General features: G+C 68.5%; 21 protein-coding genes. 7 read left to right on the top strand and 14 right to left on the bottom strand.

The window, feature by feature from the left end; genetic code table 11:
- Positions 1 to 24: 24 nt before the first annotated feature.
- Genes ACSFBC_RS22645 through ACSFBC_RS22665 form a run of 5 tightly spaced genes read right to left on the bottom strand, consistent with a single transcriptional unit; the run spans position 25 to position 4672 of the window.
- Positions 25 to 705 carry an ATP-binding cassette domain-containing protein gene (locus tag ACSFBC_RS22645; protein ID WP_435512589.1) on the bottom strand — a complete coding sequence of 227 codons (681 nt, stop codon included), beginning with the start codon at positions 703 to 705 and terminating at the stop codon, positions 25 to 27.
- Positions 705 to 1463, bottom strand: a complete 759-nt coding sequence (locus tag ACSFBC_RS22650; protein ID WP_435512590.1) for an ABC transporter ATP-binding protein — start codon at positions 1461 to 1463, stop codon at positions 705 to 707. The genes ACSFBC_RS22645 and ACSFBC_RS22650 overlap by 1 nt, the downstream gene beginning before the upstream one ends.
- Positions 1460 to 2431, bottom strand: coding sequence for a branched-chain amino acid ABC transporter permease (locus tag ACSFBC_RS22655; protein WP_435512591.1), 972 nt, complete (start codon positions 2429 to 2431; stop codon positions 1460 to 1462). Before ACSFBC_RS22655 ends, ACSFBC_RS22650 begins: the two co-directional genes overlap by 4 nt.
- Positions 2431 to 3336, bottom strand: coding sequence for a branched-chain amino acid ABC transporter permease (locus ACSFBC_RS22660; protein WP_435512592.1), 906 nt, complete (start codon positions 3334 to 3336; stop codon positions 2431 to 2433). The genes ACSFBC_RS22655 and ACSFBC_RS22660 overlap by 1 nt, the downstream gene beginning before the upstream one ends.
- 28 nt (positions 3337 to 3364) lie before the next feature.
- Positions 3365 to 4672, bottom strand: a complete 1308-nt coding sequence (locus ACSFBC_RS22665) for an ABC transporter substrate-binding protein (RefSeq protein WP_435512593.1) — start codon at positions 4670 to 4672, stop codon at positions 3365 to 3367.
- Positions 4673 to 4872: 200 nt separating this feature from the next.
- On the opposite strand from ACSFBC_RS22665, the gene ACSFBC_RS22670 reads away from it, so the two are divergent.
- The 7 genes from ACSFBC_RS22670 to ACSFBC_RS22700 all read left to right on the top strand — a co-directional run bounded on the left by ACSFBC_RS22670 (position 4873) and on the right by ACSFBC_RS22700 (position 12768).
- Positions 4873 to 6921, top strand: coding sequence for a helix-turn-helix domain-containing protein (locus ACSFBC_RS22670; RefSeq protein ID WP_435512594.1), 2049 nt, complete (start codon positions 4873 to 4875; stop codon positions 6919 to 6921).
- A 73-nt stretch (positions 6922 to 6994) separates the two neighbouring features.
- Positions 6995 to 7885, top strand: coding sequence for a DMT family transporter (locus ACSFBC_RS22675; RefSeq protein WP_435512595.1), 891 nt, complete (start codon positions 6995 to 6997; stop codon positions 7883 to 7885).
- A gap of 174 nt (positions 7886 to 8059) precedes the next feature.
- Positions 8060 to 9271 carry an ABC transporter substrate-binding protein gene (locus ACSFBC_RS22680; protein WP_435512596.1) on the top strand — a complete coding sequence of 404 codons (1212 nt, stop codon included), beginning with the start codon at positions 8060 to 8062 and terminating at the stop codon, positions 9269 to 9271.
- A 116-nt stretch (positions 9272 to 9387) separates the two neighbouring features.
- Positions 9388 to 10308 (top strand): branched-chain amino acid ABC transporter permease, encoded by a 921-nt coding sequence (locus tag ACSFBC_RS22685; RefSeq protein WP_435512597.1) that lies wholly within the window; start codon positions 9388 to 9390, stop codon positions 10306 to 10308.
- Positions 10305 to 11279 (top strand): branched-chain amino acid ABC transporter permease, encoded by a 975-nt coding sequence (locus tag ACSFBC_RS22690; protein ID WP_435512598.1) that lies wholly within the window; start codon positions 10305 to 10307, stop codon positions 11277 to 11279. The genes ACSFBC_RS22685 and ACSFBC_RS22690 overlap by 4 nt, the downstream gene beginning before the upstream one ends.
- On the top strand, positions 11276 to 12031 hold the full coding sequence (locus ACSFBC_RS22695) for an ABC transporter ATP-binding protein (protein WP_435512599.1): 756 nt from the start codon (positions 11276 to 11278) through the stop codon (positions 12029 to 12031). The genes ACSFBC_RS22690 and ACSFBC_RS22695 overlap by 4 nt, the downstream gene beginning before the upstream one ends.
- Entirely contained in the window at positions 12028 to 12768 is a 741-nt protein-coding gene (locus tag ACSFBC_RS22700; protein WP_435512600.1) for an ABC transporter ATP-binding protein, read from the top strand. The genes ACSFBC_RS22695 and ACSFBC_RS22700 overlap by 4 nt, the downstream gene beginning before the upstream one ends.
- Positions 12769 to 12885: 117 nt before the next feature.
- Here ACSFBC_RS22700 and ACSFBC_RS22705 read toward each other — a convergent pair whose 3' ends face one another.
- The 9 genes from ACSFBC_RS22705 to ACSFBC_RS22745 are packed head-to-tail and all read right to left on the bottom strand — an operon-like array spanning position 12886 to position 21477.
- Entirely contained in the window at positions 12886 to 13494 is a 609-nt protein-coding gene (locus tag ACSFBC_RS22705) for a glutathione S-transferase (protein ID WP_435512601.1), read from the bottom strand.
- 33 nt (positions 13495 to 13527) lie between these two features.
- Positions 13528 to 15285 (bottom strand): FAD-dependent oxidoreductase, encoded by a 1758-nt coding sequence (locus tag ACSFBC_RS22710; protein ID WP_435512602.1) that lies wholly within the window; start codon positions 15283 to 15285, stop codon positions 13528 to 13530.
- Entirely contained in the window at positions 15285 to 16031 is a 747-nt protein-coding gene (locus tag ACSFBC_RS22715) for an SDR family NAD(P)-dependent oxidoreductase (protein ID WP_435512603.1), read from the bottom strand. The genes ACSFBC_RS22710 and ACSFBC_RS22715 overlap by 1 nt, the downstream gene beginning before the upstream one ends.
- A 27-nt stretch (positions 16032 to 16058) precedes the next feature.
- The gene (locus ACSFBC_RS22720) at positions 16059 to 16808 is read right to left on the bottom strand and encodes an SDR family NAD(P)-dependent oxidoreductase (RefSeq protein WP_435512604.1); all 750 of its coding nucleotides are present in this window, start codon (positions 16806 to 16808) and stop codon (positions 16059 to 16061) included.
- 34 nt (positions 16809 to 16842) lie between these two features.
- Entirely contained in the window at positions 16843 to 17562 is a 720-nt protein-coding gene (locus ACSFBC_RS22725; protein WP_435512605.1) for an ABC transporter ATP-binding protein, read from the bottom strand.
- The gene (locus tag ACSFBC_RS22730; protein WP_435512606.1) at positions 17555 to 18340 is read right to left on the bottom strand and encodes an ABC transporter ATP-binding protein; all 786 of its coding nucleotides are present in this window, start codon (positions 18338 to 18340) and stop codon (positions 17555 to 17557) included. The genes ACSFBC_RS22725 and ACSFBC_RS22730 overlap by 8 nt, the downstream gene beginning before the upstream one ends.
- Positions 18337 to 19329 (bottom strand): branched-chain amino acid ABC transporter permease, encoded by a 993-nt coding sequence (locus tag ACSFBC_RS22735; RefSeq protein WP_435512607.1) that lies wholly within the window; start codon positions 19327 to 19329, stop codon positions 18337 to 18339. Before ACSFBC_RS22735 ends, ACSFBC_RS22730 begins: the two co-directional genes overlap by 4 nt.
- Positions 19326 to 20228 carry a branched-chain amino acid ABC transporter permease gene (locus ACSFBC_RS22740; RefSeq protein WP_435512608.1) on the bottom strand — a complete coding sequence of 301 codons (903 nt, stop codon included), beginning with the start codon at positions 20226 to 20228 and terminating at the stop codon, positions 19326 to 19328. Before ACSFBC_RS22740 ends, ACSFBC_RS22735 begins: the two co-directional genes overlap by 4 nt.
- A 22-nt stretch (positions 20229 to 20250) precedes the next feature.
- Complete coding sequence (locus ACSFBC_RS22745) at positions 20251 to 21477, bottom strand: ABC transporter substrate-binding protein (RefSeq protein WP_435512609.1); 1227 nt, start codon at positions 21475 to 21477, stop codon at positions 20251 to 20253.
- Positions 21478 to 21508 lie beyond the last annotated feature (31 nt).

Below are 21508 nucleotides of genomic sequence, written 5' to 3' on the forward strand. Positions count from 1 at the left end.
GGGCGTGGGCGCAGGGGTGCGCCTTCAGCCGTGATGCAGGGCCGCGGGCGTCGCTTCCGAGACCGCGCCGCGCTCGATGTACAGCGTGCGGCTCTGCACGCCGTCGAGCAGCGCCGCATTCGATTCGGTGACCACCACGCAGAGCTGCGGATGCGAGACCCGCAAGGCGCGCAAGGCGTCGCCGTATTGACGCGCCAGGGCCGGGGCCAGGCCCTGGAAGGGTTCGTCCAGCAGCACGAAGCGCGTGCCGACCATCAGCGCGCGTGCGAGGGCGACGATCTTTCCCTGGCCGCCCGACAAGGCGGCGCCCGAACGCACGAGCATCGGCTCGAGCTGCGGCACGCTGGCCAGCACGGCATCGATGCGCTGCCGGATCTCGTGGCGCGGCAGCCGCAGCACCTCGCACGGCAGCGTGATGTTCTGCACCACGCTCAGCGTCGGCAGGATCACGCGGTCTTCCGGGGCATAGCCGAAGCCGGCCGCGGCGCGGCGCGACGCGGGGCTGCGCGTGATGTCCTGGCCGTCGAGCAGCAGCCTTCCCGAGCGCGCCGCGGCCAGGCCCATGACGCCGCGCAGCAGCGTGGTCTTGCCCGCGCCGTTGCGGCCCACCACGGCCACGGTCTGGCCGGGCGCGAGTTCGAGCTCGACATCGCGCAGCACCGAATGGCCCGCGAGGTCGATGTTCATCGATTCGATGCGCAGCATCAGCGTTCTCCCAGTACGTCGCGGCGCACCCGCGGATCGGCGAACACCTGCGCCGGGTCACCGTCCGCGGCGATGCGGCCGTCGATCCACGCGGCCACGCGGGTCGCGTAGCGGCGCACGATCTCGACGTCGTGCTCGACGAACCAGCTCGTCACCTGGCGCTGCTGCAGCGCGTTCATCAGTGTCTGCATCACGCCATGCTTGTCCTCGGACGACACGCCGCTGGTCGGCTCGTCCATGATCACCAGCTTGGGCTCGCGCATCAGCGCGATGCCCACGTCGAGCAGCTTGCGGCGGCCCTCGGGCAACACGTGGGTCGGGTCGTCCGCATGGGCCGTGAGCTCGACCAGTTCCAGCATCTCGGACACCGCGCGCGAGTCCGCCGCGTGCGCCAGCGAGGTCCACGGCGACAGTCTTCCCTGGCGGCTGACGGAGGCCAGTTCCAGGCATTGCCGCACCGTGTGGTCGAGGAACAGCTGCGGCAGCTGGAACGACCGGCCCACGCCCAGGCGCGCGATCTGGCGCGGGCCCTTGCGCGTGATGTCCTCGCCCTCGAACAGCACCCGGCCGCTGTTCGGCTTGATGTAGCCGGTGCAGATGTTGATGAAGGTGGTCTTGCCCGCGCCGTTGGCGCCGATCACCGCCAGGTGCTCGCCACGCGCCAACGTGAAGTCGATGCCGTCGGCGGCCGCGATGCCGCCGAAGCGCAGCGTGAGCGCTTCCGTGCGCAGCAGTTCCTGAGGGTTCGATGTGTTCATCGGGCCTCCCGTGCAACGGTCTTCGGCAGCGCCAGTTTCGGCGCCCGCCGGCGCCAGCCGACGATGCCTTGCGGCGCAAAGAAGATCACGGCGATGAGCGTGATGCCGAGCAGGGTCTGCCAGGCGTTGGTGAACCAGGCCGCCGCCGCGAGCTTGATCAGCTCGAACACGGCCGCGCCCAGGAACGCGCCGACGGCGTGGCCCGAACCGCCGAGGATGGCGATGAACACGTACTCGCCGGAACGGATCCAGTAGCCGCTCTCGGGCGTCACCAGGCTCTGCACCAGCGCCAGCAACGCGCCGGCCAGTCCCACCAGCCCGGCCGACAGCACATAGCCCTGCGCCAGCACGGCGCGCGCCGACAGGCCGATGTACTCCAGCCGCGTCTCGTTGGTGCGGATCGCCACCATGACCTGGCCCGCACACGACGCGAAGTAGCGCTGCACCCCCCAGGTGATGCCCACGGCCAGCGTCAGCGCGAGCACCAGCATCGCGAGTTCGAACTGGCCGCGCTCCATCGCCATGCCCAGCAGCGAAGGCCGCTCGAAGCGCAGGCCGTCGGTGCCGCCGGTCCATGCATAGAGCTTGCCGGCCAGCGAGAACAACACCATCGACAGACCGAGGTTCAGCATGCCGAAGAAGATGCCGCGGTAGCGCGAGACGAAGGCGGCGACCAGCGCGCCGACGACCAGACTGGCGACCACGCCCACCGCCGCGGCCACCAGGCCGTCGAGACCCGGGAAGGCGCGCACGGTGAAGGCGGTGGCATAGCCCCCGATGGCGGCGTACATCGCATGGCCGAAGGACACCTGGCCGGCGCGCATGAGCACCGTGAGGCCGAGCGCCGCCAGGCCGAAGCACAGGAAGGTGATGAGGGGCATGCGCGCCCACGGCCACGCGAGACCGGCACCGAGGATCAGCAGGACCGCGAGCGCCGTGGCCGCGAGGGAAGTGCTTGTGCGCAGCATCAGATCCTCCGCGCCTGGATGGCCGAGAACAGCCCGTGCGGCCGCACCAGCAACACCGCCACCATCATCAGGTAAGGCATCACGACTTCCAGTTCGGGCAGCGTGTACACCGCAAGCGAACGGGCCATGCCGATCAGCACCGCAGCCACCAGCGCACCGGTGATCTGACCGAGGCCGGCGGTGGCGATGACGGCGAACGAGGTCACGATCATCTCGGCGCCCAGCCCCGGGACGAAGGAGGTCATGGGCACCGACAGCGCACCGCCCAGCGCGCCGAGCGCGCCCGCGAGTGCGAAGGTCAGCGTGCCGACACGCGCTGCGTTGATGCCCAGCGCGGTCGCCACTTCGCGGTGATGGATGACCGCCACGATCTGGCGGCCCGCCGTCGAATGCCGGAGCAGGAATTGCAGCCCCGCATAGGCGACGAGTGCGACGCCGGGAATGAAGATCAGCTGGTAGTTCATGAAGGTCACGCCGCGCAGCTCGGTGGTGCCCAGGCGCGTCGCGAGGTCCCCCGCATTAACGGGCGTGGCACCCCACACCATGCGCTGCACGTCCTCCAGCACCATGAAGGCCGCGAAGGTGACGAGCAGTTGCAGCACTGGGTCCCGGTCCTGGAAATGCCGCAGCAGGCCGCGCTCGAGCAGGCCGCCCAGGGCCGCGCCCACGACGGCGGCCGCGACGAACAGCGAGGCCACCAGCACGAAGGTCGAAGACGTGTGCGGCAGCAGCCAGCCCAGCAGGCTCGCGGCGCTGTAGCCGCCGAAGGCGTACAGGCTGCCGTGTGCCACGTTGATGACGCCGAAGACGCCGCAGATCAAGGTCAGGCCCAGCGAGATGAGGAACAGCAGGCCGGCGTACGACAGCCCGTCGACGGTGGCCAGCAGGAAGAGATTCAGGTCCATGAACGGTCGGCGCCTCGTGTCCCCGTGCTCAGTCGCCCACGCGGCGGATCTGGCTGTTCTGGATCAGCGCGGGCTTGAGCGTCTTCACCCACTCGGCCGACTTCTGACCCACCGGCGGCGCCACGATGTCGGCCGGATAGAACATCAGTTGCTTCGCCACCGGGAAGGGATGCGCGGCGTCCTTGGCCGTCACGCCGTACAGCTGGCCCTGCAGGGCCTGCCCGTCCTCGCGCAGCCGGATCGGGCGCGAGAGGCCGCGGTACTCGAGCTTGCGCAAGGTGGCGGCGAGCTGGTCGGTGGTCGGCCACTGCCCCTTGTTGTCGGCGAGCGCCTGCTTGTAGGCGCCGGTGGCCGCCTTCAGCGCCTGGACCATGTGGTACACGGCGAAGTTGGGATAGGCGCCGGTGCGCTGCTTGAACTTCTGCACGAAGGCGCGCGCCTCGGGATCGTTCATGAACTCGGGGTCGGCGAAGTAGCCGTCGCCCACGAAGCCGACGATGACGCCGGGCGGCACTGCATCGCCGAGCCGCTCGAGCGAGGAATCGGCCAGCGGCAGCACGAACTGCGAGGACCTGAGCAGCCCGCGTTGCGAAGCCTGGCGCAGGAAGGTGTCGAGGTCGCCGCCCCACGCGGTGGACAGCACCACGTCGGGCCGCAGTGCCTGCAGCCGCGTGACCTCCGTGGAGAAGTCGGAGGCGCCGAACTTCGGGAACAGCTCGGCCACGATCTTCACGTCGGGCTTGAGCGCCAGCAGCGTGTTGCGGAAGATCTCCCACGAGTCGCGGCCCCAGGCGTAGTCCTGGTTCACCACCGCGAGGGTCTTGAAGTCGGGCTTGACCTTGAGCAGGTGCAGCACCGCGGCCACCATCTCCATCGTGCCGTTGGGGCCGGTGCGGAAGACGTATTTGTAGCGGCGCTCCTCGAGCACCTTCTCGGTCGAGCATTCCCAGAGGATGTTGATGACCTTGAGGTCTTCGGCCACCGGCGCCAACGCATTGCAGTAGCCGCTCGAGATGGCCGACAGCATCAATTTCTCGCCGGGCTCCTGCGCCAACCGGCGGTACTCGGAGAGGAACTTGTCGGCGCCCTGCCCTTCATCGATCCATGTCGGAACGAGCTTGGTGCCGTCGATGCCGCCCGCGGCATTGAACGCCTCGATCCACATGTCGGCCGCGACCTTGGCGGGCGCGCCGAGCACTGAGGCCGGTCCGGTCATGAAGGTGCTCATGCCGAGCTTGATCTCGGCCGGACGCGGGGGCTGCGATTGAGCGATGGCAGCGGTGGCCAGGACGAACGAAGCCGTCCCCCACGCCATGAGTCTGGCAAGCGATTTCACTGGGTTGTCTCCTGTGGTCTCTCACTGTTAATGTGCGAGTGCATGAATCATGTCGGTCGCATTCGCGATCTCCTATGGCACATCAACACACTTGACGAACAACCTTGTGGGTGGTTCTCACACCTCGGTGCAGGCAGCGCGTTGCGCGTCAGGGTTTGCACCGAGCTTTGCCGCCTGAAGGCGCATGTCTGGAGATGTACTTGACCTCATCGGAAACGGTCCTGCGCGCCGATCGCGCCGTTGCAAACGACCCGTCCAACGAAAACGCCTTGCGGATGCGCAGCGAGCTCCAATCCGAGCTGCTCGCGATGCTCCAGCGCCATGCCGGCGCGCAGGCCTACGACGAGATGCTCGAACGCGTCGACGCGACCGTGGACGACCCCGTGCAGCGCGCGCTGCTGGTCGACAGCATCCGCGCGGCGATCGCGGTGTGCGAACAGCAGGCGGTGCAGCAGCGGCGTGAACGCGGCCTGCTGGTGGTGCTGGAAAGCGCCCACGACCTGACGGCGATCCGCGACCTCGAACTGGTGCTGCAGGCGATCGTGCGGCGCGCGCGGCAGATCTTCTCGTCGGACATCGGCTATCTCACCAACTTCGATCGCGTGCGCAACGACTTCTACATCCGCGCCACCGAAGGCGCGATCTCGGAGCGCTTCAAGAACGTGCGCGTGCCGCCCGAGCAAGGCATCTGCGGCCACATCCTCAAGCACAAGACGCCCTACCACAGCAGCGACTACCTGACCGACCACGGCTTCGCGCACGAACGGGGCATCGACCTCGCGATCAAGGACGAAGGCGTGCAGTCGCTGCTGGGCGCACCGCTGATGGTGGGCAACCACTGCATCGGCGTGCTGTGCATCTGCGACCGGCAGCCGCGCCGTCATGCGCCCTGGGAGGTCGCGATGCTGTCGACGCTGGCGGCGCAGGCGGCGGTGGCGATCGAGAACGCGCGGCTGTTCCAGGAAGCGCAGGTCGCGCTCCAGCGCGCCAGCGATGCCAACGCCTCGCTGCACCGGCAGGCCGAGGAGATTCAGACCGCGGCCGAGGCGCACGAGCAGATGACGCGCCTGGTCGCGCGCGGCTGCAGCGTGGTCGACATCCTCGACATGGCCTCGACGATGTTGGGCGGGCACATCGTGCTGCTGGACGAAGCCGAGCAACCGACCCAGCGTGCGACGACGGCCCCCACGCATCTGAGCGGCACGATGGCCGAGATGCTGGCCCGCATGGACGTTCAGGATGCGGTGCACGGCGCGCTGACCGAGGGGCGGCGCACCGGCCGCTCGCACGGCATCGACGGCGGTGCGGACCGCCACCTGCGCGTGGCCGCGCTGATGGGCGGCGACCGGCTGCTCGGCGCGATGCTCATGCTGTCGGACCGCGCGATGAGCGCCACCGAGATCCGCACCTTCGAGCGCGGTGCGCTGGTGGCGGGCGTGGTGCTGCTGTCGCAGGAGCGCAGCGAGCTGGTGGTGAGCAGCGAATCGGCGGCGGCGATCCGTTCGCTGGTGAGCTGGCAGCAGGAGTCGCTTGCGACGCTGCAGCTGCGGACCCAGCCGCTGGGGCTGGACCTGAGCGGGGCGCTGCGCATGACCGTGCTCAGCGTGGAAGACCGGCACATCGAATATGCGCTGCGTCGCATGCGCCCGGCCGTGATGCGCGGCACCTTGTTCGAGGAATGCGAAGGCTTCATCGTCGCCATCTGCCCCGAGGTGGCCTTCGAGGCGCTGCAATCGTCGCTGCAGGCCACCCTGCTCGCCGACGCGCGCCTGGATGCGGTCGGCGTGACCTCGGGCCCGCTGTCGCAGGTCGACGGATTGCCCGACGGCTTCCGGGCGCTCAAGCGCGGCATCGACATCCTGCGCGCGCTGGGCCGCTCGCACGAGCTGGTGCCGGAAGCCACGCTGTCGATGTATTCACTGCTGTTCGAACACCGCCGCGCCGCCGATGTGGCCGGGTTCATCGCAGCGACCATCGGCGACCTGGTCGAGCACGACCAGCGCCGCGGCACCGCCCTGGCCGGCACCCTGCTCGCCTATCTCGAGCATGCGCAGAACGCGAAGGCCACCGCCGAGTCGCTGGAGATCCACGTCAACACCCTGCGCCAGCGGCTCGAATCGATCGACAACCTGTTGAACAACTGGCGCACGGGCGGGCGTGCGCTGGAGCTGCATGTCGCCCTGCGGCTGCACCTGCTGCGAAGCACCGTGCACTCGCAGGCGCTGGCGGCGAGCGGCGCGATCGGCTAGCGGGCACGCGGCCTGCACGGTCGATCGCCAGGCGCCGCACGCGCTCCCGCGCGAATCGCCACAATGCGCCTCCATGGAGACACTCACCAAACGCCAGCTGGCCCTGCTCATTCCCCTCACGATCATCTGGGGCCTCAATTGGCCGGTGATGAAGCTCGGCGTGACGGACTTCCCGCCCATCACCTTCCGCACCATGTCGCTCTGGCTCGGCGTGCCGGTGCTGGCGCTCGTGCTGGTCGCGTTGAAGGTGCCGTTCCGCGTGCCGCGCCGCCACTGGCCCGAGCTGCTGTGGCTGGCCGCGACCAACATGTTCGTCTGGCACGCCTGCATCATCGTCGCGCTCAAGGAGCTGTCGAGTGGGCGCGCCGCAATCCTGGGCTACACCATGCCGGTGTTCTCGGCCATGATCGGCGCCTGGCTGTTTTCCAACCGTCTCAGCGCCCGCGCCTGGCTCGGCGTGAGCGCCGCGGCCCTGGGCGTGGGCCTGCTGCTGTGGCACGAGATCATGGGCATGGCCGGCAAGCCGGCCTTCGTCGCGCTGGCACTGGTGGCGGCTGCCACCTGGGCGCTGGGCACGCAGTTGCTGCGCCGCACCGCGATGCCGGTGCCCACGCTGGCCATCTCGTTCTGGATGACCACGCTCACCGCCGCGGTGATGAGCGTGCTGGCCGTGGCGATCGAGCAGCCGCAATGGAAAGCGCCCGGACCCGCCACCTGGTGGGCCGTGCTCTACAACGCGGTGCTGATCTTCGGGTTCGCGCACGCGGCCTGGTTCTCGCTGGCGCGTGACCTTCCGCCGATCGCGTCGAGCCTGAGCGTGATGATGATCCCGGTGCTGGGCGTCTTCAGCGGCGCAGTGTGGCTGGGCGAGAAGATCCATTGGCAGGACTGTGCGGCCGTGGCGCTGATGGTCGTCGCCATCGCGGCAGTTCTGTGGCCGTCGCGGCCCACGGCCACGGCCTGACGGACGGCGGCGCCGCCGCACCGCGCGTGCGCCTAAGGGTTGGCACCATTCGTGCAAGCCCCGTTGACACCAGATGCTTCATGCATAAAGTATTGACTTGTGAATGAAGTGGCTCCGCACAATGCCGGGGCCGCATGCATCGATGTGGTGCCAACCTTACTTACCGGAGTCTCCATGCGCACGAAGATCACCCCGTCGCCCGCCGCGACCCGCCTGACCCGTTCCCTGTGCGCCCTGGCGCTGGCCTCCGCCTTCGGCTTCGCCGGCACCGCGATGGCCGCGCCGGTGAAGGTGGGCCTGGCCCTCGACATCTCGGGTCCGTTCGCTGCGTTGGGTGCCGAGGCGCGCGACGGTTTTGCGCTGGGCATCAAGCAGCTCGGCGGCAAGCTCGGCGGCCAGCCGGTCGAGTTCATCCAGGCCGACATGGCGGGCAGCCCCGACCAGGCCAAGCAGCTGGTCGACCGCATGATCCAGCGCGACAAGATCGACCTGTTCAGCGGCCCGATCGGCTCGAACATCGCGATCGCCGTCGGCCCGACGCTGTTCGCGGCCAAGGTGCCGTACCTGTCGTCGAACGCCGGCCCCAGCCAGTTCGCGGGTGCGCAGTGCAATGCCTATTTCTTCGGCACCGCCTACCAGAACGACCAGTTCCATGAAGCGGCCGGCAAGTTCGCGCAGGACCGCGGCTTCAAGAAGATGGTGCTGATCGCCCCCAACTACCCCGCGGGCAAGGACGCACTGGGCGGCGTCAAGCGCCAGTTCAAGGGCCAGGTGGCCGACGAGCTCTACACCAAGCTGGGCCAGATCGACTACGCGGCCGAACTGGCGCAGATCCGCGCGGCCAAGCCCGACTCGATCTACTTCTTCCTGCCCGGCGCGATGGGCATCAACTTCATCAAGCAGTTCGTGGGCGCGGGCCTGTCGAAGGACATCACGCTGGTCACCAGCGGCTTCTCGGCCGACGAGGACGTGATCGGTGCCGTGGGCGAACCGATGCTGGGCCTGTTCAACACCTCGCATTGGGCGCACGACCTCGACAACGCGCCCAACAAGGCTTTCGTCGAAGCCTTCAGGAAGGAATACAACGGCCGCTACCCCTCGCTGTACGCCGCCCAGGCCTACGACGTGATCCTGGCCATGGACGCCGCCGTGAAGCAGGCCGGCGGCAACGCGCAGAACCGCGAAGCCGTGATCGCCGCCCTGAAGAAGGCCAACTTCGCCTCGACGCGCGGCAGCTTCAAGTACGCGAACAACCACTATCCGATCGAAAACTTCTACCTGCGTGTGATCGGCAAGGACGCACAGGGCAAGGTCACGAACAAGACGGTGAGCACGCTTTTGACCAACTACGGCGACACGTACTCGGACAAGTGCCCGCTGAAGTAGGCCCTGGCGCCTGAAGACGGGCACTGCGCCCGTCTTGTCTTCTTCCGCACCGCCGGCCTGGCAGCGATCGGCCCGGCGGTGTTCCCCGCATCCGCCATCCAAGACCGTCTGGATTCATGACCGGCATTCTCTTTCTCGAGCAACTGCTCAACGGACTCGGCTTCGGCCTGATGCTGTTCCTGCTGGCCGCGGGGCTCACGCTGGTGTTCGGCATCATGGACGTGCTGAACCTCGCGCACGGCTCGCTGTTCATGTCGGGCGCCTACGTCGCGGCGCAGGCCCACCAGCAGAGCGGCTCCTTCTTGGCCGCGATCGTGCTGGCCGTGGGGGTCACGGTGGTGGTCACCGCCCTGCTCGAAGTGCTGCTGATGCGCCGGCTCTACAAGCGCGACCACCTCGCGCAGGTGCTCGCGACCTTCGGCGTGATCCTGGTGGCCGACGACATCGTCAAGATGATCTGGGGCCCGTCGCCGGTGATGGCGCCCACGCCCGCGGCCCTGAGCGGCCCGGTGCAGCTGATGGAGGGCCTGCCCTACCCGGCCTACCGGCTGGTGATCCTCGGTGCCGGCATGGCGGTCGCGCTGGCGCTCTATGTGCTCGTGAACCACACGCGCGTCGGCATGCGCGTGCGCGCCGGCGCCTCTGACCGGCCGATGGCCGAACTCATGGGCGTGCGCGTGGGCCGCATCTTCAACGGCGTGTTTTTGCTGGGCGCGGCGCTGGCCGCGCTGGCCGGCGCGCTGATGGGGCCCATCGTCGCGGTGCAGGTCGGCATGGGCGAGCAGATCCTGATCCCCGCGCTGGTGGTGCTGGTCATCGGCGGCATCGGTTCGGTGCGTGGCGCCTTCGTGGCCGCCCTGCTGGTGGGCCTGGTCGACACCGTCGGCCGCGCCTTTTTGCCGATGCTGTTGCGCGCCACGCTGCCGCCGGCCACCGCCGCCGACCTCGGCCCGCTGTTCGCCGAAGTGGCGATGTACGCGCTGATGGTGGTCGTCCTGATCTTCCGCCCCTCGGGCCTTTTCTCGGCACGCGCATGAAGCCCCGTACCCTTCTTCTCGTCGCGCTGCTGGTCGCGCTCGCGGCCTTCCCGCTGCTCGCGCCGCTGTTCGGCATGGAGTTCTACGTCGGCTTCATGCGGCGCGTGCTCATCATCGCGCTGGCCGCGGCCAGCCTCAACTTCATCCTGGGCTTCGGTGGCATGGTGGCGCTCGGTCATGCGGGCTTCATCGGTGTCGGCGCGTACACGGTGGTGGCCTTGTCCGATGCGGGTGTGGTGTCGGCCTGGCTGCTCTGGCCGGCCGCGATGCTCATCGCAGGCGGCGTCGCCGCGCTGATCGGCACCGTGGCGCTGCGCACGCGCGGCGTCTACTTCATCATGACCACGCTGGCCTTCGCGCAGATGCTGTACTTCATCGCGGTGTCGCTGCGGGCCTACGGCGGCGACGACGGCTACACGCTGCCCGCGCGCCCGGTGCTGGGCATGGGCGTCGACCTCGGCAACGAATCGAACTTCTACTGGGTGGTGCTCGCGCTGGTCGCGCTGCTGCTGGCCTGGATGCACCGCGCCACGGGCTCGCGCTTCGGCCATGCGCTGCGGGGCATCCGCGACAACGAAACGCGCATGCGCGCACTGGGCTACCCGGTGTTCCGCATCCAGCTCGCGGCCTTCGCCATCGCGGGTGCGATCGCCGGCCTCGCGGGCGCGCTGCTGGCGGGCGGCAACGGCTTCATCAGCCCCGGCGCGATGCACTGGACCCAGTCGGCCACGCTGCTGGTGATGGTGGTGATCGGCGGCCTGGGCCGCAGCTGGGGCGGGCCGGTGGGCGCGGCCGTGTGGCTGCTGCTGGAGGAAGTGCTCAAGCAGCACACCGAGCACTGGCACATGCCGCTGGGGTTGCTGCTGATCGCGGTGGCGCTGTGGGCGCCCAAGGGGTTGGCGGCACTGTCTCGGCGCCGCGCACCCCTCACCCCAGCCCTCTCCCCAGAGGGGCAAGGGAGCAAGTCATGAGCCTGTTCAGAATCGAAGGCCTGGTCAAACGCTTCGGCGGCCTGCTCGCGACCGACCATGTGAACCTCACGGTGGATGCCGGCGAGGTGCATGCGCTGATCGGCCCCAACGGCGCCGGCAAGACCACGCTGATCAACCTGATCTCGGGCCTGCTCAAGGCCGATGCCGGCCGCATCTGGCTGGGCGAGCGTGACATCACCGGCCTGAAGGATCACCAGCGCGTGGGCGCGGGCCTGTCGCGCTGCTTCCAGGTCACGCGCGTGTTCGCCAACGAGACGGTGCACGACAACCTGATGCTCGCGGTGCAGGCGCACGCGGGCAGCAGCATGCGCTTCATGGCGCCGCGCGCGCACGAAGCCGACCTGGTCGCCCAAGCCGAGGTCCTGGCCGAGCGCGTGGGCCTCGCGAGCGAACGCCAGCGCATCGCCGGCACTCTGCCGCACGGCGCGCAGCGCGCGCTCGACGTGGCGCTGGCGCTCGCGGCGCGGCCCAAGCTGCTGCTGCTCGACGAGCCGATGGCCGGCATGGGCCCCGACGAATCGGCGCGCATGGTGACGCTGATCGAGTCGCTGCGCAGCGAGATGGCCATCCTGCTGATCGAACACGACATGGACGCGGTGTTCAAGCTCGCGAATCGGCTCACGGTGCTGGTGCAGGGCAAGGTGCTGATGACCGGTACCGCCGACGAAGTGCGCGGCCATCCCGACGTGCAGGCCGTCTATCTCGGCACCGAAGCGGAAAGCCACGCATGACCCCCCTCACCACCCCCCTCCAGCCGCTGCTCGAAGGCAAGGCCATCGAGGCCGGCTACGGCGCGAGCCAGGTGCTGTTCGGCATCGACATCGACATCCGACCCGGCGAAGTGCTCGCACTGCTGGGCCGCAACGGCATGGGCAAGAGCACGCTGCTCAAGGTGCTGACCGGCACGCTCAAGCCCTTGCGCGGCAGCGTGCGCTTCGACGGCGCCGACATCGGCGGCGCCAAGCCCGACGTGATCGCGCGCCGCGGCGTGGCGATCGTGCCCGAAGGCCGGCACGTGTTTCCGAACCTCAGCGTCGACGAGCACCTGCGCGCCTTCGCGCGGCCGCGCGCCGATGCGAAGCAGGCGGCACCACGCTGGACCGTCGAGGCGCTGTACGGCCTGTTCCCGCGGCTGGCCGAACGCAAGGCCAACGCCGGCAACCAGCTGTCGGGCGGCGAGCAGCAGATGCTGGCCATCGCACGCGCGCTGTCGACGCATCCGCGCCTGCTGATCCTCGACGAAGCCACCGAGGGCCTGGCCCCGGTGATCCGCGAGGAGATCTGGCGCTGCCTGGCCACGCTCAAGGCCGAGGGCGAAGCGATCCTGGTGGTCGACAAGTACGTGCAGCGCCTGCTGCCGCTGGCCGACCGCCACCTGATCCTCGAACGCGGCCGCGTGGTGTGGCGCGGCGATTCGGCCGCACTCGACGCCGACCGTGGGCTGTGGACCCGCTACCTCGGCGTTTGAAGTCCACGGTCCGCGCCGCTCACACCGGGCGAGTGATCCCGCCGTCCACGCGCAGCTTCTGCGCCGTGATGGAGCCCGCGCCGTCCCACACAAGAAAACGCGACGACCCCCAAAGACCTAAACCGCAGGCAGGGTCGCCTGCATCGACGCACGCTGGTTGAAAGCGTCGAACCACTTCGCGCTGTTCGGCGCCTCGGCACGCCAGTCGACCGTGGGAAAGCGGAAGTCCATGTAGCCCAGCGCGCAACCGAAGGCGATGGTGCCGATGTCGACACGCTCACCGAACGAAGGCGCCACCGTCTCCAGCCATTCGAGACCGGTGCGCACCTTGGCAAGCTGGCCGTCCGTCCAATCGGCCCAACGCAGCGGCTCGGGGCGCAGCACGTTCTCGTAGCGTGCGAGCAGCGCGGCACCCGTCATGCCATCGGCCAGCGACAGCTCCGTCAGGCGCGCCCAGCGGTCCGCGCCCTCGGCCGGGAACAGCTTGCCCGACTGCATCGCGTTCAGGTACTCGCAGATCACGCGGCTGTCGAACAGCACCTGGCCGTCGTCGCTGATGAAGGTCGGCACCTGGCCCAGCGGGTTCTTCGGAATGATCGTGGCGTCGCGCACCACCGGGCCGGCCGCGCTCGGCAGCTTCTCGATGCGCTCGGCAATGCCGAGCTCGTGGGCCACGACCATGCATTTGCGCACGAAGGGGGAAGCGGGAGAGAAGAAGATTTGCATGATGGTGCTGAAGTGATGTCTGTCGTTTTGTCGTCAGGCGTGTTCGTGTTCTGCGGCGCCATGGGCCAGGTGCATGCCGGCGACCCAACCGAAGGTTAGCGCAGGGCCCAGCGTGATGCCCGGCGCGGGGTACTCGCCGCCCATGACCGAATGCATGTCGTTGCCGGCCACGTACAGGCCCGCGATGGGCGCGCCCTGTGCGTCGAGCGCGCGGGCCTTCGCGTCGGCGCGGATGCCCAGCGCGGTGCCGATGTCGCCCGGGTACACCTTCACCGCATAGAACGGCGCCTGCTCCAACGGCGCCAGGCAGGCGTTGGGCTTGTGATCGGGATCGCCGAGGTAGCGGTTGTAGGCATCGCTGCCCTTGCCGAACACCGGGTCCTGGCCTTGCGCGGCGAGCGGGTTGAACCTTTCGACGGTGCGCACCAGGCCGGCCGCGTCCACGCCCGCCTGCTGTGCGAGCGCTTCCAGCGTGTCGGCGCGAAACAGATAGCCGGCGCGCACCAGGTGTTCGCGCGAGCGGCCGCCGGGCAATGCGAGGCCCAGGCCCCACTTCTCCATGAACACGCTGTCGCACACCAGCACGGCCGGAATGCCGCTGGCGTTGGCGTTGGCGTTGGCGTTGGCGTTGGCGTTGGCGCGGTACATGCCGCGCACGAACTCGTGGTACGAGGTCGACTCGTTCACGAAACGTTCGCCCCGCGCATCGACCGCGATCAGCCCGGGCTTGGCGCGGTCCCACACCAGGTGCGGATAGCGCAGCACGCTGCCGTCGGGCCGCGTGAGCAGCGAGACCGGCGCCCACAGCGCCGGCCCGGTGTGGCCGGTGCCGAGCACGCCACCGGCCTGCTGCGCCATCGCGATGCCTTCGCCGGCGTTGTCTTGCGGCGACATCGAATACGGGCCGGTGGGTGCCGGGTAGTGCGCACCGCGCATGGCGGCGTTCCACGGAAAGCCGCCGGTGGCGATGACCACGCCGCGCCGCGCATGCACCGTCGTGTCCTTGCCGTCCCGGCGCACTCGCACGCCGGTGACGGTGCCCGCCGCGTCCTGCACCAGCGCCAGCGCCGGCGTGTCGAGCCAGAACGGAATGCCTTTCTTCAGCACGCTGTGAAAGAGCCGCGCGGCGAGCGCGTTGCCCAGCAGCAGCCGCGTGCCGCGGTGGTGGCCGCTCAGGCGGTCGCCGACGTAGCGCAGCACCATCTTCACGCCATGCTTCCACGACGCGAACGAACGCCAGACCGCGAGCAGGTGCTTCACGTCGGTCATGTTGACCATCATGCCGCCGAGCACGCAGAACTCGGGCAGCGGATCGCGCAGCGTCTTGAAGTGCGGACCGAGCAGGCGGCCGTCGAACTCGATGGGGTCGAGCGAGCGCCCGCCCATGGCGGCGCCTTCGCGATCGGGGTAGTAGTCGGGCGAATAGGTGCGCGCGGCCAGCTGCACGTCGGTGCGTTCGCGCAGGTAGCGCAATGCGAGCGGACCGGCATCGAGGAATGCGTGGCGCAGTTCTTCATCGCCGGCCGCGCCCACGGTGTTCTGCAGGTAGGTCCAGGCCTTGTCGGGCGTGTCGGGGTGGCCGGCCGCCTCGGCCTGGTCGTTCAGCGGCACCCACACGGCGCCGCCCGAGATGGCGGTCGAGCCGCCGATGCGATCGGTCTTCTCGACCACGAGCACGTCGAGGCCTTCGAGCTTCGCGGTGAGCGCGGCCGACAGGCCGCCCGCGCCGCTGCCGACGACGACGACGTCGTACTCGGTCTTTTCCTTCTGCTGTTGTTGTTGCTGCGTCATCAGGACCCCGAGCCTCCGAGCGACTTGCCGCCGTCGACGAACAGCACCTGGCCGGTCACGAAGCCGGTGGCGGGCGATGCGAAGAAGGCCACCGCGTTGGCGATGTCTTCCGGCTTGCCCGCGGCACCCGTGGGCTGCAGCGCAAGCTGCGCGGCCAGGCGTTCGGGCGACAGCCCGCGCAGCAGCGGCGTCTCGATCAGCCCCGGCGCGATGGCGTTGACCATGATGCCGCGCGATGCCAGCTCCATGGCGCTGGCGCGCGTGTAGCCGACCAGCGCGGCCTTCGAGGCCACGTAGTGCGCGTGGTTCTTCGCGCCCAGGTAGGCACGCGATGCGATGTTGACGATGCGCGCGCCGCTCGCCATCTTGCGCGCGGCCTCCTGCGTGAGCGTGGCCACGGCCAGCAGGTTCACTTCGTACATGCGGCGAAAGTCGGCCGAGGTCACGTCGAGAAAGGCGCGCTCGTCGAAGATGCCCGCGTTGTTGACCAGCGCTGCGAGCGGCGGCAGCTGCTGCACCATCGCGCGCACGGCGGGCTCGTCGGTGAGGTCGATGGCGCGGCATTCCACGTCGAGGCCGGCGGCGCGCAGCACCCGCGTTTCGCCCTCGGCCAGTTCGCCGTTGAAGTCGGCCATCACCACGCGCCAGCCGTCGCGTGCCATGCGCTCGACGATGGCGCGGCCCATGCCGCTGGCGCCGCCCGTCACGAGGACGAGCGGCTTCTCTGCACTGCTGCTGTTGTTCATGGTTGTTCCGGAGTGCTGCTGCGGTGCTCAGACCGCGAGGTAGCCGCCATCGACCGGCAGCACCACGCCATTGACGTAGCTGGCCATCGAGGAGGCAAGAAAGACGACCGGCCCGGCAATTTCGTCGGCCTCGCCGTGGCGCTTGATGGGCACGCGGCTCATGTACCAATCGGTGCCGTGTTCGGTCTCGCGCTGACCGGCCGTCATGTCGGTGACCATCAGTCCCGGCGCCACCGCGTTCACGCGCACGCCATAGGGTGCGAGATCGCGCGCCAGCACCTGCGTGAGCGAACGCACGCCCCCCTTGGCCACCACGTAGCCGGCCGAGGAGATGCCCGCACCGAAGGCCACGATGGACGACAGGTTGACGATGTTGCCCTGCGAGCGCTTGAGCGCCGGCACGAAGGACTGCGTGACGTTGAACACGCCCTGCAGGTTGACCGACATCACGCGGTCCCAGGCTTCGCGCGCGCCCGGCTCGTCGAACTTCGAGCGCACCGAGATGCCCGCGTTGTTGACCAGCACGTCGATGTCGCCGTGCGACGCCGCGACGCGCACCGCGAGTGCATCGACCGCCGCCGCGTCGCTCACGTCGACGCTTTCGGCATCGGCGCGGCCACCGGCTTCGCGGATCGACGCGGCCACCTGCTGCGCCACCTCGAGGTCGCGGTCCACCACCAGCACGTGCGCGCCTTCGGCCGCCATGCGGCGCGCGATGGCCTCGCCCAGCCCGCGCGCGGCGCCGGTGACGAGCGAGAGTTTGTCTTTGAGGAGCATGAAGAAATTCCCTTCGGGAAAGAGCGTTGCGGCGTCAGACACCGAGGTAGGCGCGGCGCACGGCCTCGTCGTTCGCAAGTTGTGCGGCGGGGCCGTGCAGGGAGATCTCACCGTTCTCCAGGATGTAGCCGTAGCTCGACACCGCCAGCGCCAGCTGCACGTTCTGCTCGACCAGCAGGATGGTGATCTTCTGTTCGCGGTGCAACCGTTCGATGATCTCGAACATCTGCGCCACCAGCAGCGGCGACAGGCCCATCGACGGCTCGTCGAACAGCATCACGCACGGGCGCGCCATCACCGCGCGGCCGATGGCCAGCATCTGCTGCTCGCCGCCCGACAGGGTGGCTGCCATCTGGTGCTGGCGCTCCTTCAGGCGCGGGAACATGGTGTAGACCGACTCGAGGTCGTTGCGGATGCCCGCGCGGTCGCGCCGCAGGTAGGCGCCGAGGTCGAGGTTCTCGCGCACGCTCATGTCGCGGAACACCTGGCGGCCTTCGGGCACCTGCACGATGCCGCGCTTCACGAGTGCGTCGGAGCCGAGACGGTCGATGCGCTCGCCGTCCAGCCGCACCTCGCCCTCGGTGCAGTCCACCAGGTTCGAGATGCAGTTCAGCGTGGTGGTCTTGCCCGCGCCGTTACTGCCGAGCAGCGCGACGATCTCGCCCTCGGGCACATCGACCGACACGTCGCACAGCGCCTGGATGCGGCCATAGGCGGCCGAGATGGCACGCAGGGACAACAATGCTTCAGCCATGCGCGGCTCCCTTTCCACTCTTTCCACTTCCCTTGCCCAGGTAGGCTTCGATCACGCGCGCATTGCTGCCGATTTCCGCAGGCGTGCCTTCCGCGATCTTTTCGCCGAAGGCCATGACGGTGATGCGGTCCGAAATCGACATCACCAACTGCATCACGTGCTCGACCAGCAGCACGGTGATGCCGTCGCGCGCCACCAGTTCCTTCAGCAGCCGGTCGAGGCTTTCGATCTCGCGGTTGCGCAGGCCCGCCGCCGGCTCGTCGAGCAACAGCAGCTTGGGCTTGATGGCCAGCGCGCGCGCCAACTCCAGCAGCTTCTGGCGGCCGAAGTCGAGGTCGCGCGCCGGCTGGTGGCGTTCGTCGGCCAGGCCGACGCGCTCCAGCAGGTGCATGGCGAAGTCTTCGGTTTCGCGGTCGGGGCGGCGCAGCAGCCGACCCAGCGTGCCGGCGCCGCGCGAGTGCGTGCCGAGCAGCACGTTCTCGAGCACCGACAGTTCGGCGAACAGCTCCAGGTTCTGGAAGGTGCGCGCAATGCCGAGCGAGGCCATGCGGTGAGGCGACACGCTGGTGAGTTCGCGGCCTTCGAAGGTCACGCTGCCGCTGCTGGGCGTGTAGAAGCGCGAGATGCAGTTGAAGGTGGTCGACTTGCCCGCGCCGTTCGGCCCGATGAGCGCGTGGATGCGGCCCTGCTCGACCTGGAACGAGAGGCCGTTCACCGCCTTGAGGCCGCCGAACACCACGCTGATGTCGCGCACGTCGAGGAATGCCGTGGCGCTCATGCGTGCTTCTCCGCCACGTTTGCGCTGGCCACGCTGGTCGCGCGCTGCGACTTGCGGCGCGCCACGAACAGCGACGCCATGCCCTTGGGCAGGAACATCATGAAGAGCATGAGGATGCCGCCGTAGATGATCTCCTGGTACGACGGGGCCTGCCGCAGCAGCTCCGACGCCAGGCCGAACACGATGGCGCCGGCCACCGCGCCGCGCACCGAGCCGAGCCCGCCGACCACCACCATCGTGAGGACCAGGATGGTGGTCTGGAAACCCAGGCTCTCGGGGTGGATGAACGAGGTGAACAGCGTGTACATGCCGCCGGCCACGCCCGCGAAGGCGGCCGACAGCACGAAGGCCGTGACCTTGACCGCGCGGGTGTTCACGCCCATGGCGATGGCGGCCACGTCGCTCTCGCGCACCGCACGGAACGACGAGCCCAGCCGCGAGCGCGACAGCGCCACGGTGAGCCACAGCATCAGCGCCGCGATGGCGACCACGAAGGGATAGGCCTGCAGGTCGTTCATGAGCTGGTAGCCGCCGAGCGAGGCCGGTTTCATCTGCAAGCCGTTGGAGCCGTTGGTCACCTGCTCCCAGTTCAGGAACACCCATTGCATCGCCTCGCCGAAGGCGAAGGTGGCCAGCGCCAGGTAGATGTCGCGCATGCGCAGCGCCAGCAGGCCGATGACCCAGCCCAACGCGGCCGACAACACGGCGCCCGCCAGGATCGACACGAAGAACGGCGGCTGCCACTGGTTGTTGATGAGCCCGGCCGTGTAGATGCCGATGCCGAAGAAGGCCGCGTGCGACAGCGCGAACTGGCCCGTCTCGCCGATGACCAGGTGCATGCCGAGCGCCAGCACCGAGAACACCATCAGCAGGTTGACCACGTACAGCACGTAGCCGCTGGTGGTGAAGGGCAGCACCGCGAGCACCACGGCCATGCCGAGCAGCACGCCGCGGTCCCACCACGGGGACGAAACTGTCGAAGCGCTCATACCTTCTTCACCTGAGGCTTGCCGCCGAGCAGCCCTTGCGGACGCACCAGCAGCACCACCATGATCGCCACGAAGGGCGCGACCACGATGGCGTTGGACGAAATGAAAAGCCCCACCAGGTTCTCGACGATGCCGATGATGAAGCCGCCGACCACCGCGCCCGGCAGGCTGGTGAAGCCGCCGACGATGGCGGCCGCGTAGGCCAGGATGGCGATGTGGCCGATGTCGGGCGTGATGAGGATCTTGGGCGTGATCAGCAGCGCCGAGATGGCCGAGATGACGCCCGTGAGCGCCCAGATCTTCATGCGGATCGAGCCGAGCTTGACGCCCACGATCTGCGCGCCGCGCGGGTTCATGCCCACCGCGCGCATGGCCTGGCCGGTGCGGGTGCGGGTGAACATCAGGTACAGCAGCACCATCACCACCACGGCCGAGCCGAAGATGGCCAGGTCGAGCAAGGTGAGCGAGGCCTGCCCGATCATGATCGGGTCTTGCGGCACCAGCGAAGGCAGCGAGCGCGGCGTGTCGCCCAGGCCGGTCTTGCGCACCAGGCCCTTGAGCAGGTACGCAAAGCCGAGCGTGGCGATCACCAGCTGCACGCCGACGCCGCGCGAAGCGGTCACGCGCTGCATCACCACGCGCTGGAACGCGGCGGCGAGCAAGGCGGTGACGGCGATGCTCGCGAGCACCGCGCCCCAGTAGGGCCAGCCCCACACCACCAGCGGGAACAGCGCGGCGTAGCCGCCGGCCATGAAGATCTCGCCTTGCGAGAAGTTCGGCACGTCGGTGGTCTTGAAGACCATGACGATCGCCACCGCCAGCAGCGCGTAGACGCTGCCGGTGACGATGCCGGACAGCACGCCCTGCTGCACGAAAAGCCAGATGTCGGAGAGGCTCATGAGATGGATGCCTGCTGCGTGCTCAGGGCTTGTAGGTCCACACGCTCTTGTAGCTGCCTGGCACCAGGGCCATGCTGCTGCCGTCGAACTTGATGTAGATGGCCGACTCCTGCGCGGCGCGATCCTGCGGGCCGAATTCGATCGGGCCGGCCATCACGCCGGAGTCGAACTTCATGGTCGACAGCGCCGTCAGCACCTTCTCGCGCGTGGGGTTCGGGCCGGCCGCCTTCAGGGCGTTGACCACCGCCATCGCGGGCGGAATGCCGTAGGGCATGTAGGCCTGCGGATGGCCGGGCTTGGCCGCCAGGTCGGGGTAGGAAGCCTTGTACAGGTCGTACACCCACTTCAGCTTGGGACCGCCGGGCACGTCGGCCAGCACTTCCTGGATGTAGACGTTCTTGAAGGCATCCTTGTTGCCGACGTTCTCCACCAGCTGCTTCAGGTCGGCGGTCGAGTTGACGGCCAGCACGATCGGCTTGTTGAAGCCCAGCTCGAAGGCGCGCTTGACGATCAGGCTCACCGGCCGTGCGTAGGTGGTGAGCAGCAGCACGTCGGGGTTGGCCGCCTTGATCTTCAGCATCGGCGCCGTGACGTCGGTGATGTTCGGGTTGACCGACTGCACCTGCAGGTCGACACCGCCGAGCGCCTTGGCCTGCGCCTGGGCCGACTCGAGGTTCCAGCCGCCGTAGGCGTCGTCGTGGTTGATGTAGCCGATCTTCTTCGCCTTGAGCTGTTCGCTCGCGAACTGCACCATCGAACCGCCGACGGCGTGCTGCGAGATGGAGAAGGCGCCGTAGATGTACTTCGACGGCGGATACAGCGCGCCGTCGCCCGAGGCGTTGAGCATGACCAGCGGGATCTTCGCGCGCTCGACGTATTCGCGCGCGCCGACCACGGCCGCCGAACAGGAGCCGCCGTTCAGCAGAAACACCTGGTCCTGCTCGGTGAGCTTCTTCACCGCGGCCAGCAGGTCGTTGGCGTTGCAGCGGTCGTCTTCGACCACGAGTTCGATCTTGCGGCCGTTCACGCCGCCTTCCTTGTTGACCTTGTCGTAGTACATCTTCGCGGCGTTGATGACGTCGAAGCCGTAGTTCATGGACGCGCCCGACATCGGCGAGAACATGCCGATCTTGATGGTCTTGTCGGTCAGACCGGGCTCGGCCTGCGCGAAGGCGCTGCTCGCCAGGGCGCACTGTGCGGCGCCCAGTGCCATGGGTGCCAGGGCTGAAATCAGAAGGTTCTTTTTCATGGGCTGTCTCCGTTGGTGTAAGTGAGAAAGG

Source organism: Variovorax frigidus (genome assembly GCF_051216515.1).
Classification (GTDB): Bacteria; Pseudomonadota; Gammaproteobacteria; order Burkholderiales; family Burkholderiaceae_C; genus Variovorax.

Excerpts from the sequence above, each read along its gene's own strand:
- ACSFBC_RS22720 (WP_435512604.1), bottom strand. The coding sequence starts at position 16,808 with ATGCTCCTCAAAGACAAACTCTCGCTCGTCACCGGCGCCGCGCGCGGG.
- ACSFBC_RS22655 (WP_435512591.1), bottom strand. The coding sequence starts at position 2,431 with ATGCTGCGCACAAGCACTTCCCTCGCGGCCACGGCGCTCGCGGTCCTG.
- ACSFBC_RS22700 (WP_435512600.1), top strand. The coding sequence starts at position 12,028 with ATGACCCCCCTCACCACCCCCCTCCAGCCGCTGCTCGAAGGCAAGGCC.
- ACSFBC_RS22745 (WP_435512609.1), bottom strand. The coding sequence starts at position 21,477 with ATGAAAAAGAACCTTCTGATTTCAGCCCTGGCACCCATGGCACTGGGC.
- ACSFBC_RS22680 (WP_435512596.1), top strand. The coding sequence starts at position 8,060 with ATGCGCACGAAGATCACCCCGTCGCCCGCCGCGACCCGCCTGACCCGT.
- ACSFBC_RS22710 (WP_435512602.1), bottom strand. The coding sequence starts at position 15,285 with ATGACGCAGCAACAACAACAGCAGAAGGAAAAGACCGAGTACGACGTC.
- ACSFBC_RS22645 (WP_435512589.1), bottom strand. The coding sequence starts at position 705 with ATGCTGCGCATCGAATCGATGAACATCGACCTCGCGGGCCATTCGGTG.
- ACSFBC_RS22660 (WP_435512592.1), bottom strand. The coding sequence starts at position 3,336 with ATGGACCTGAATCTCTTCCTGCTGGCCACCGTCGACGGGCTGTCGTAC.
- ACSFBC_RS22675 (WP_435512595.1), top strand. The coding sequence starts at position 6,995 with ATGGAGACACTCACCAAACGCCAGCTGGCCCTGCTCATTCCCCTCACG.
- ACSFBC_RS22685 (WP_435512597.1), top strand. The coding sequence starts at position 9,388 with ATGACCGGCATTCTCTTTCTCGAGCAACTGCTCAACGGACTCGGCTTC.
- ACSFBC_RS22650 (WP_435512590.1), bottom strand. The coding sequence starts at position 1,463 with ATGAACACATCGAACCCTCAGGAACTGCTGCGCACGGAAGCGCTCACG.
- ACSFBC_RS22730 (WP_435512606.1), bottom strand. The coding sequence starts at position 18,340 with ATGAGCGCCACGGCATTCCTCGACGTGCGCGACATCAGCGTGGTGTTC.
- ACSFBC_RS22715 (WP_435512603.1), bottom strand. The coding sequence starts at position 16,031 with ATGAACAACAGCAGCAGTGCAGAGAAGCCGCTCGTCCTCGTGACGGGC.
- ACSFBC_RS22695 (WP_435512599.1), top strand. The coding sequence starts at position 11,276 with ATGAGCCTGTTCAGAATCGAAGGCCTGGTCAAACGCTTCGGCGGCCTG.
- ACSFBC_RS22690 (WP_435512598.1), top strand. The coding sequence starts at position 10,305 with ATGAAGCCCCGTACCCTTCTTCTCGTCGCGCTGCTGGTCGCGCTCGCG.
- ACSFBC_RS22705 (WP_435512601.1), bottom strand. The coding sequence starts at position 13,494 with ATGCAAATCTTCTTCTCTCCCGCTTCCCCCTTCGTGCGCAAATGCATG.
- ACSFBC_RS22740 (WP_435512608.1), bottom strand. The coding sequence starts at position 20,228 with ATGAGCCTCTCCGACATCTGGCTTTTCGTGCAGCAGGGCGTGCTGTCC.
- ACSFBC_RS22725 (WP_435512605.1), bottom strand. The coding sequence starts at position 17,562 with ATGGCTGAAGCATTGTTGTCCCTGCGTGCCATCTCGGCCGCCTATGGC.
- ACSFBC_RS22735 (WP_435512607.1), bottom strand. The coding sequence starts at position 19,329 with ATGAGCGCTTCGACAGTTTCGTCCCCGTGGTGGGACCGCGGCGTGCTG.